This is a genomic window from Bifidobacterium moraviense (genome assembly GCF_012932365.1).
In the GTDB taxonomy this organism is placed as follows: domain Bacteria; phylum Actinomycetota; class Actinomycetes; order Actinomycetales; family Bifidobacteriaceae; genus Bifidobacterium; species Bifidobacterium moraviense.
The window spans coordinates 1-8,905 of the sequence record NZ_JAAIIH010000025.1 but is presented as its reverse complement, the minus strand read 5'-3'; the positions used below and the strand labels follow the sequence as shown (position 1 = coordinate 8,905).

At 69.3% G+C, this 8,905-nt stretch carries 8 protein-coding genes and 1 tRNA gene; 1 reads left to right on the top strand and 8 read right to left on the bottom strand.

Translation table 11 applies throughout. The features are described 5' to 3' along the window. The coding region (locus G1C96_RS09890) for a PucR family transcriptional regulator (RefSeq protein WP_169276421.1) at positions 1–1,245 on the top strand (1,245 nt) is incomplete at its 5' end. Between the two features lie 136 nt (positions 1,246–1,381). Here the strand turns inward: G1C96_RS09890 and rplA are convergent. The 8 genes from rplA to obgE form a co-directional block, all read right to left on the bottom strand. Next, on the bottom strand, positions 1,382–2,074 hold the full coding sequence (gene rplA / locus G1C96_RS09885) for a 50S ribosomal protein L1 (protein ID WP_169276420.1): 693 nt from the start codon (positions 2,072–2,074) through the stop codon (positions 1,382–1,384). Positions 2,075–2,088: 14 nt separating this feature from the next. Continuing rightward, positions 2,089–2,520, bottom strand: a complete 432-nt coding sequence (gene rplK / locus G1C96_RS09880; protein WP_150354344.1) for a 50S ribosomal protein L11 — start codon at positions 2,518–2,520, stop codon at positions 2,089–2,091. 354 nt (positions 2,521–2,874) lie between these two features. Then, entirely contained in the window at positions 2,875–3,744 is an 870-nt protein-coding gene (gene nusG / locus G1C96_RS09875; protein WP_169276419.1) for a transcription termination/antitermination protein NusG, read from the bottom strand. Positions 3,745–3,773: 29 nt separating this feature from the next. After that, entirely contained in the window at positions 3,774–4,001 is a 228-nt protein-coding gene (gene secE, locus G1C96_RS09870; protein ID WP_169276418.1) for a preprotein translocase subunit SecE, read from the bottom strand. A 37-nt stretch (positions 4,002–4,038) separates the two neighbouring features. Next, positions 4,039–4,114, bottom strand: a tRNA-Trp gene (locus G1C96_RS09865). A gap of 179 nt (positions 4,115–4,293) precedes the next feature. Then, positions 4,294–5,502: a pyridoxal phosphate-dependent aminotransferase gene (locus G1C96_RS09860; protein ID WP_169276417.1), complete on the bottom strand. Its 1,209-nt coding sequence runs from the start codon at positions 5,500–5,502 to the stop codon at positions 4,294–4,296. 81 nt (positions 5,503–5,583) lie between these two features. Next, positions 5,584–6,711 carry a glutamate 5-kinase gene (proB, locus tag G1C96_RS09855; RefSeq protein ID WP_169276422.1) on the bottom strand — a complete coding sequence of 376 codons (1,128 nt, stop codon included), beginning with the start codon at positions 6,709–6,711 and terminating at the stop codon, positions 5,584–5,586. Positions 6,712–6,733: 22 nt separating this feature from the next. Next, a complete protein-coding gene (gene obgE / locus G1C96_RS09850) occupies positions 6,734–8,440 on the bottom strand; it encodes a GTPase ObgE (RefSeq protein WP_169276416.1) in 1,707 nt (568 codons plus the stop codon). Between the last annotated feature and the right edge of the window lie 465 nt (positions 8,441–8,905).

Here is an 8,905-nt window from a genome sequence, read left to right as displayed (position 1 = left end):
GTTCCCCCGGTTCGCGCGCCCCGCGCCCCCCGCACGCCGGTCACGCCGGAATCCCGTCCGCAGCTGCCCAACGAGGTCTGGCGCGTCATCGACCGGGCCGAGCAGCATCTCGACCGCGACCTGACGTGGGTGAAGGCGCTCAGTCCCGCCGACCGCGACCAGCTCAACCTCGTCATCGAGACCGCGGTGGCCGACTTCGTCTCCTGGCTCAACACCGCCGTGTTCTCGCCGCACAAGGGCCAGGCGCCCTCGACCGACCACATCTTCTTCGTCGCCCCGCTCGAGTTCACGCAGGCGGTGAGCCTCAGGCAGACGCTCGACGTGACCCGTCTCATCGTGGACATCCTGGAACGCAACGTGGGCGCGTTCGCACGCCGCGGACGCGAGGAGGCCACGCGCAACGCGATGCTGTACTACGCGCGCGAGGTGGCGTTCTCCGCGGCCAACGTCTACGCCGCGTCCGCCGAGGCGCGCAGCGACTGGGACGCCCGGCTCGAGACGCTCATCGTGGAGGATCTGGCCGACGGCGTGACCGACCACCACGTCGCCAGCCGCATGAGCATGCTCGGCTGGAACGCCGACGCCGACTGCTTCGCCCTCGCGGGCACGCTGGCGCAGGACGGCGATCTGCGCAGCGGCATCCTCGAGCGCCGCATCCGCGCGGCCGTGCGCTCCCTGGACGGCATGTGCATGATGAGCCATCACGACAACCTGTTCCTCACGCTCATCGCGCCAAGTCCCGCGGGCGACGGTTCCGAAGGCGGCGCCCCGGAGGAGCTGTGTTCGGCCGTGTCCGGCTTCTTCCTCGAGGACCGTCCGCTGTGCATGGGGCCGGTGCGCCACGGCATCGACGGCGCGGCGGCGTCGGTGCGCGCCGTGCTGAGCACGATGGCGGTCGCGAACGCGGCGGACGGCGGACACCGCCCGCTGCGCAGCGACGACGTGCTGCCGGAGCGCGCGCTGTTCGGCGACGCGGACGCGCGCGAGGAGCTGTACCGCGAGGTGTACCGCCCGCTGCGCGGCGACGGCGACGACGCCAACCCGCTGCTCGCCACGGTGGCCGCGTTCCTCAGGTCGGGCGGTTCGCTCGAGGCCACGGCGCGCGAGCTCAACGTGCATCCGAACACCGTGCGCTACCGTCTCAAGCGCTCCGTGGAGATCACCGGGTGGGATCCCATGACCCCGCGTGAGGCGTACGTGCTGCTCACCGCGCTCACCATCGGGCGCATCATGGACGCCGCGTAGCGGGCCGCATCCTGGCGGCGACCGCCCGCATATGCCACGGAGCCCGGCTCCCCCGTTCAGGGAAGCCGGGCTCCGTGACGCTCGGTAGAAGGGACCCGTCAGACGGGTCCCACGGGATCACTCAGGATCGGGTCACTCAGGCGAGGGTGTTCGGATCCACCGGAACGCCGGGGTTCATGGTGGAGGTGATCGTCGCCTTGGTGATGTAACGGCCCTTGACGGTGGCGGGCTTCAGACGCTTGACCTCGTCGGCCACGGCCTTGAAGTTCTCGTCCAGCGCCTTCTCGTCGAAGGAGAGCTTGCCGATGAGGAAGCTCAGGTTGCCGTTCTTGTCGACGCGGAACTCGATCTTGCCGCCCTTGATGTCGGCGACGGCCTTGGCCACGTCCATGGTGACGGTGCCGGTCTTCGGGTTCGGCATCAGGCCGCGCGGGCCGAGGATGCGGCCCAGACGGCCGACCTTGCCCATCATGTCCGGGGTGGCGACCACGGCGTCGAAGTCGAGGAAGCCGCCCTGCACCTTGGCGATCAGGTCGTCGTCGCCGACGATGTCGGCGCCGGCCTCGGTGGCCTCGGTGGCCTTCGGGCCACGAGCGAAGACGAGGACCTTGGCGGTCTTACCAGTGCCGTGAGGCAGGTTGACCGTGCCGCGCACCAGCTGGTCGGCCTTGCGCGGATCCACGTTCAGACGGTACACGGCCTCGACCGTCTGGTCGAAGTTGTAGGCCGGCATGCTCTTGATGAGCGCGATGGCCTCGTAGGCGGTGTACAGGTTGTTGCGATCGACCTTCTCGGCGGCCTCGCGGTACTTCTTGGAACGCTTAACCATCAGTCCTTCTCCTCTCAGTCGGTAACCGTGATGCCCATGGAGCGGGCGGTGCCCTCGATGATCTTCATGCCGGCCTCGATGTCACGGGCGGACAGGTCCTCCATCTTGATCTGCGCGATCTCGCGGACCTGGTCCTTGGTGACGGAGCCGACCTTGTGGGTCAGCGGGTTCTCGGTGCCCTTCTGGATGCCGGCGGCCTTGAGCAGCAGAGCCGCTGCGGGCGGGGTCTTCAGAACGAAGGTGAAGGAGCGGTCTTCGTAGACGGTGATCTCGACCGGGATGACCTGGCCCATCTTGTCCTGCGTCTGGGCGTTGTACGCCTTGCAGAAGTCCATGATGTTGACGCCATGCGAACCCAGTGCAGGACCCAGCGGCGGAGCCGGGTTGGCCTTGCCGGCCTGAATCTGCAGCTTGATCAGCGCGGAGACTTTCTTCTTGGGAGCCATGCTATGGTTCTTCTTTCTATGAAGCGGTGGTAGCGGCAACCGCAGCGGTTCCCCGCGGCGGATTCCTCCCGCAACCTATTGGTGCTGTGCTGTGCTAGCGGGGTCGTCCCGACGCGCGATCGCTCGCGGCGCATGGCTTCGCCCTCCAGACACAAGCTTTCCTATTATGCATGATCCGACGGACAGACATGCCGAACACGTGAAATCCCCGTCGGTATGTGCCGGCGGGGATTCCACATAAACGTACATTATGCAATGAGACGAATCATGCGTGCGACAGCAAGACGCACCGAGGGAAGACGTGCAACGGCACGTCGACCGAGGAGCAACACAGCTGACGCTCCGTAATCGTCGTTATTGCAGCTTTTCGACCTGATCGAAGCCCAACTCCACCGGCGTGTCGCGCCCGAAGATGGACACGAGCACGGTGAGCTTCTGCGTGGTGGGCTCGACGTCGGAGACGACGGCGGACATCGTGGTGAAGGGGCCGTCGGTGACGGTGACCTGATCGCCGACCGCGTAGGCGACCTCGACGGTGCGCTTCTTGGCGGCGGCGGGCTTGTCGCCGGCCTTCTTGAGAGCCTCGGAGGCGATCATCGGGGCCATCATGGAGACGACCTCCTTGCGCGACAGCGGGGCCGGATCCTTGGTGGGGCCCACGAAGCCGGTCACGCCCTCGGTCTCGCGCACGATGCGGCGGGCATCCTCGTCGGGCCACATGCGGATGAGCACGTAGCCGGGGACGCGGACGCGGGTGATGACCTTCTTGCCCTTGTCGGTGTGCTTCTCGACCTCCTCCATCGGGACCTCGATCTGGAAGATCTTGTCCTCCAGGCCGAAGGAGGCGATGCGGGACTCGACGTTGGTCTTCACGCGCTTCTCGTAGCCGGAGTAGGTGTGCAGCACGTACCACTTGCCCTCGAGGGAGCGCAGGGACTTGGAGAACTCCTCGACGGCCTGCTGGCCGGCGTCCTGGGCCTCGGCCTCCTCGGACAGGTTCTCCTCGGTGTCCTCCTGCTCGCCGTAGGCGGCGGCGTCGGAGGCTTCGACGGTGGCGACGGGCTGCTCGGACGCGGCGGAGTCGTTGATCTCGACGGCCGGCGCGGCAACCTCGTCGGCATCATCCACGGGAGCGGACAGATCCACGGCGACCTCGTTGTTCTCGGCGGCCGCGTCGTCCCCCTCATCCTGCGGAATGTTGTCCAGATTCACTTCGTCAGTCATGCATTCACCTTCACGTCAGTCCGGCACGATCAGCCGAACACCCACATCACGAGCTTGCCGAGGCCAAGATCCATGGCCGTCACGAACGCCATAAGCAGCAGCACGAAGATGAACACGGCGATGGCCCAGCCCAGCAGCTCCTTGCCGGTGGGGGTGACGACCTTGCGCATTTCGTCGATGATCTGCTTGATGAACAGGCCGATGCGCATGAACACGTTCGGCTTGGCCGCCTTTTCAGCTTCGGATGCCTTTGCCATATCCGTCCCTCACTTGCTCGACTTATGGAAAAAAGAGTGGCAGGGAAGGCGGGACTCGAACCCACAACCTACGGTTTTGGAGACCGTTGCGCTACCAATTGCGCCACTTCCCTAAGTGGAACTTCGCCCATCCTACACGCGACCGTGGAAATCATCGACCACGCGAAGCGGAGGGGCTTAAAACCGCCAAGGCGATACCATAGCAGCGATCGGCGACCATGTCCAATCGCGTGTCTCGATCGGCGGAAAACCGCCGTCCGGCCGGGCGTGGCGCGCCGGACGGCGGTGCGTCTCAGGCCTCCACGTACGCCTTGAACCGGCGCATGCCCTCGGCGAGCTGGTCGTCGGCCAGCGCGTAGGAGAAGCGCAGGTATCCGGGCGCGCCGAACGCCTCGCCGGGGACGGCGGCCACATGCGCCTCGTCGAGCAGCGCGGCGGCGAACTCGGCGGACGTGGCGGACACGGTGCCGTTGGGGCCGACCGGACGGCCCAGCAGGCCGGTGATGTCCGGGAACGCGTAGAACGCGCCGGTGGGCGTGGGGCAGGACACGCCGGGGATGTCGTTCAGCGCGGCCACGATGGCCCTGCGGCGCGCGTCGAACGCCTCGCGCATCATGTGCACCTCGTCGAGCGGCCCGGCCACGGCGGCCAGCGCGGCGCGCTGCGGCACGTTGGAGACGTTGGAGCTCAGGTGCCCCTGCAGCTTGGCCGCGGCCTTGGCCACGGGCGCGGGGGCCACCAGCCAGCCCACGCGCCAGCCGGGCATGGCGTACGTCTTGGCCACGCCGTTGAGCACGATGAGCTGGTCGCGGCACTCCGGCGCCTCCACGCCCACGTACGCGGTCTTCGCGCCGTCGTAGTTGAGGTGCTCGTAGATCTCGTCGGACAGGATCCACACGTGGTGCTCCACGGCCCACTCGCCGATCGCGCGGATCGTCTCGCGGCTCCACACGGCGCCGGTGGGGTTGTTCGGGGACGTGACGATGATCGCCTTGGTGCGCGGCGTGCGGGCGGCCTCGATGGCCTCGATGCTCGGCTCGAAGTCGCGGTCGGCGCCGGCGAACACCTCCACGGGCGTGCCGCCGGCCAGCTTCACGGCCTCCGGATAGCTGGTCCAGAACGGGGTGGGGATGATGACCTCGTCGCCCTCGTCGAGCAGGATCTGGAACGCCTCGTACACGGCCTGCTTGCCGCCGTTGGTGACGACCACCTGGTCGGGCGTCACCGCGTAGCCGGAGTCGCGCAGCACCTTGGCGGCGATCGCCTCGCGCAGCTCGGGCAGGCCAGCGGTGGGCGTGTACTTGTAGTTGCGCGGTTCGCGGCACGCCTCCACGGCGGCCTCCACGACGGGCGCGGGAGTGGGGAAATCGGGTTCGCCGGCGCCGAATCCGATCACGTCCACGCCCGCGGCCTTCATCGCCTTCGCCTTCGAATCGACGGCCAGGGTCGCGCTCGGCGCGACGTTGTTGATGCGGTCACTCAGAGTCTGCCAGTCAGCCATAGTCATGCCCCTTAGGCTACCCCCGGAGCGCGACCCCGTGAAGCCCGCCGCACCGCGACACGCACGTGGCGCGACCGGGCGTCACACCAGCACGAGGTTGTCGCGGTGCACCACGGGATGCGCGTACTCGTCGCCCAAAAACCGCCTGAGCTGCACGGTGGTGCGTCCGAGCATCTGCGGGATCTCCTCGGAGTCGAAGCCCGCGAGCCCGCGCGCCAGATGGTTGCCCGACTCGTCGTCGATCCACACCGGATCCCCGGCGGAGAAGTCGCCGCGCACCTCGAGCACGCCGGCGGCGAGCAGGCTGGCGCGTCCCCCGCGCACGGCCCGGGCGGCGCCGGCGTCGGCCACGAGCGTGCCGCGCGGCTCGGCGGCGAACCCGATCCACAGGCGGCGCGACGATCCGCGCGCCTTGACCGGAGCGAACGCCGTGCCCACCGGGTCGCCCATGAGGGCCGGACCGGCGTTGGACGCGCACGTGAGCACGGCCGGGATGCCGGAGACCGCCGCCACGCGCGCCGCCTCGAGCTTGGTGACCATGCCGCCGGTGCCCACGCCGGAGGTGGGCCCCGTCACGGTCACGTCGTCCAGCGCGGCCACCACGTCCGGCACGAATCCGATGCGCCGGGCGCCAGGCTGGCTGGGCGGGGCGGTGTACAGCGCGTCCACGTCCGTGAGCAGCACCAGCGCGTCGGCGCGCACGAGGTTCGCCACGAGCGCGGAGAGACGGTCGTTGTCGCCGAAGCGGATCTCGTTGCTGGCGAGCGAATCGTTCTCGTTGACGATCGGTACCACGCCCAGATCGAGCAGGCGGCCGAGCGTGCGCTGCACGTTGCGGTACTGCTGTGGGCGGATCGTGTCCTCCGCGGTGATGAGGATCTGCCCCACGCGGATGCCGAACCGCGCGAACGCGGCCTCGTACTGGGCCATGAGCAGCCCCTGCCCCACGGCCGCGGTGGCCTGCTGCGTGGCCACGTCACGGGGGCGCGCGTCGAAGCCGAGCGGGCCGAAGCCCGCGGCGATGGCGCCGGAGGAGACCAGCACCACGCGCGCGCCCATGAGCGCGGTCTGCGCCAGCGCGGCGGACAGCGCGTTGAGCCGCGCCGCGTCCAGATGACCGCTCGGCCGCGTCAGCGAGCTCGAGCCGACCTTGACGACGATGGTCCGCGCGCCGGCGATCGCGCGGCGCACCTCGGTCTCGGTGTCCATGACCACGGAATCGGACATGACGCTACTCGCCCCGGTTCTCGCCGGAGTCGGCGCCGTCCGCGCCGTCCGCGCCGTCCGCGGCATCCGCGTCCTCGCCGCGGCCGAACAGGCTGGTCGTGTCGTGGCGGTCGTCGTCGATGGACGGATCGGCCCAGTGCCCGGCCTCGCGCTCGGCCTGCATGGCGGCGCGCACGGCGGACTTGGCGTCCATCATGGCCTTGTACTGCTCGCGGCGCTCGGCGTTGGTGCGGCGCCTGGCGCGACCGCCGTCGTCCGCCAGACGCAGGTCCTTGCCGCGCGCGCCCAGCTGCGAGCCGTCGAGCAGCTCCGCGCCGGCCGCGATCGTCGGATCCCAGTCGAACTCCACGGCACGCGCGCCGCGGCCGATCTGCACCGCGTCGCCCGGACGCGCGCCCTTGCGGCGCAGCTCGTCCTCCACGCCCAGACGCGCCAGACGATCGGCCAGATAGCCCACGGCCTCGTCGTTGTCGAAGTTGGTCTGACGCACCCAGCGCTCCGGCTTGGCACCGGTGACGATGAAGACCGGGTTGCCCTCGTCGTCGTTGCCGCGCTCGATGGAGAACTCCAGCAGGTTCTGCTTGCCGGCCGGGGCGCGGCGGTTGGCGCGCGGGGACTCGAGCGGCTTGATGACCACGCGCTCGGCCTCGGCGGCGTCCTCGCGGGCGGCCACCTGTTCGCGCATCCGCGCCACCATGTCCGCCAGGGCGAACGTGAGCTCCCTGAGGCCCTCATGCGAGGCGGTGGAGACAACGAAGACCCTCAGCCCGAGCTTCTCGAACTCGGGGCGCACGAACTCCGCGAGCTCCTTGGCCTCGGGCACATCCACCTTGTTGAGGATGATGATGCGCGGGCGCTCGGCGATCGGGATCGCGCCGAGCGGCAGGTCGAGGCTGTCCGCGTACTGGGCCAGCTCGTGCTCGAGCGCGTGATAGTCGCTCATCGGATCGCGGTCCGGCTCCAGAGTGGCGCAGTCGATCACGTGCGCGATGATCTCGGTGCGCTCGATGTGGCGCAGGAACTCCAGACCCAGGCCCTTGCCCTGACTGGCGCCGGGGATCAGACCGGGCACGTCGGCGATCGTGTAGCGGCGATCCCCCGCCATCACCACGCCCAGATTCGGCACCAGCGTGGTGAACGGATAGTCGGCGATCTTCGGCTTGGCGGCGCTCATCGCGGCGATGAGGCTCGACTTGCCGGCGGACGGGAAGCCCACCAGCGCCACGTCGGCGATGGACTTGAGCTCCAGCACCACGTCGCGCTCCTCGCCGGGCTCGCCCAGCAGCGCGAATCCGGGGGCGCGGCGCGTCTTGTTGGCCAGAGCCACGTTGCCGAGACCGCCGGCGCCGCCCGCCGCGGCCACGAACCGGTCGCCCGGATGACGCAGGTCGGCCAGCGGCTCGCGACCCTTCCTGTCGAACACCACGGTGCCGCACGGCACGGGCAGGATCAGATCCTCGCCCTTGGAACCGTCCTTGTTGTCGCCCAGACCCATCGTGCCGTTGCCGGCCGTGCGGTGCGGCATGAAGCGGTAGTCCAGCAGGCTGGTGGCGTTGCGGTCCGCCACGAAGATCACCGAACCGCCGTCACCGCCGTTGCCGCCGTTCGGGCCCGCCAGGGGCTTGTACTTCTCGCGCTTGATGCCGGCCGACCCGTTGCCGCCGTCGCCGCCCTTGACATGGACGGTCACTCGATCCACAAAATCACTCATAGCCCTCTACTCTACCGAGCACGCCCGATTGGCCCCGGCCGCCGCCTCGTCGCATCCCGCTGCGGCTCGTTCCGCCATGTCGTCCGCCGGCGCCACCCGCCAGCATCGCTCATCGGCATCGTCCGCCGGCACCGCCCGCCGGTATCGCCCGCCGGCACCGCTATGCCCCGCACCGTCGGTCATCATCACCCGCCAGCATCACCATCCCCGCCACCGGTTCGTCTGCCGGCATCGCCGACCATCGCCATTCACCGGTTCCTCCCGGCCGCAGCCAGTCGTCCGCCGGCACCGCCATGCCCCGCACCGTCCGTCCCACCAGCGCCGCCAGCGGGCACCGCCGCGGCCCCGCACCGTCGGTCATCATCACCCGCCGGCATCGCCGCCCCGCCGTAACCGACACCGTCCGCCGGCACCGCCGACCAGTTCCGTCCGACGGCACCGCCCCGGCCAGTCCCCTCCATGCCC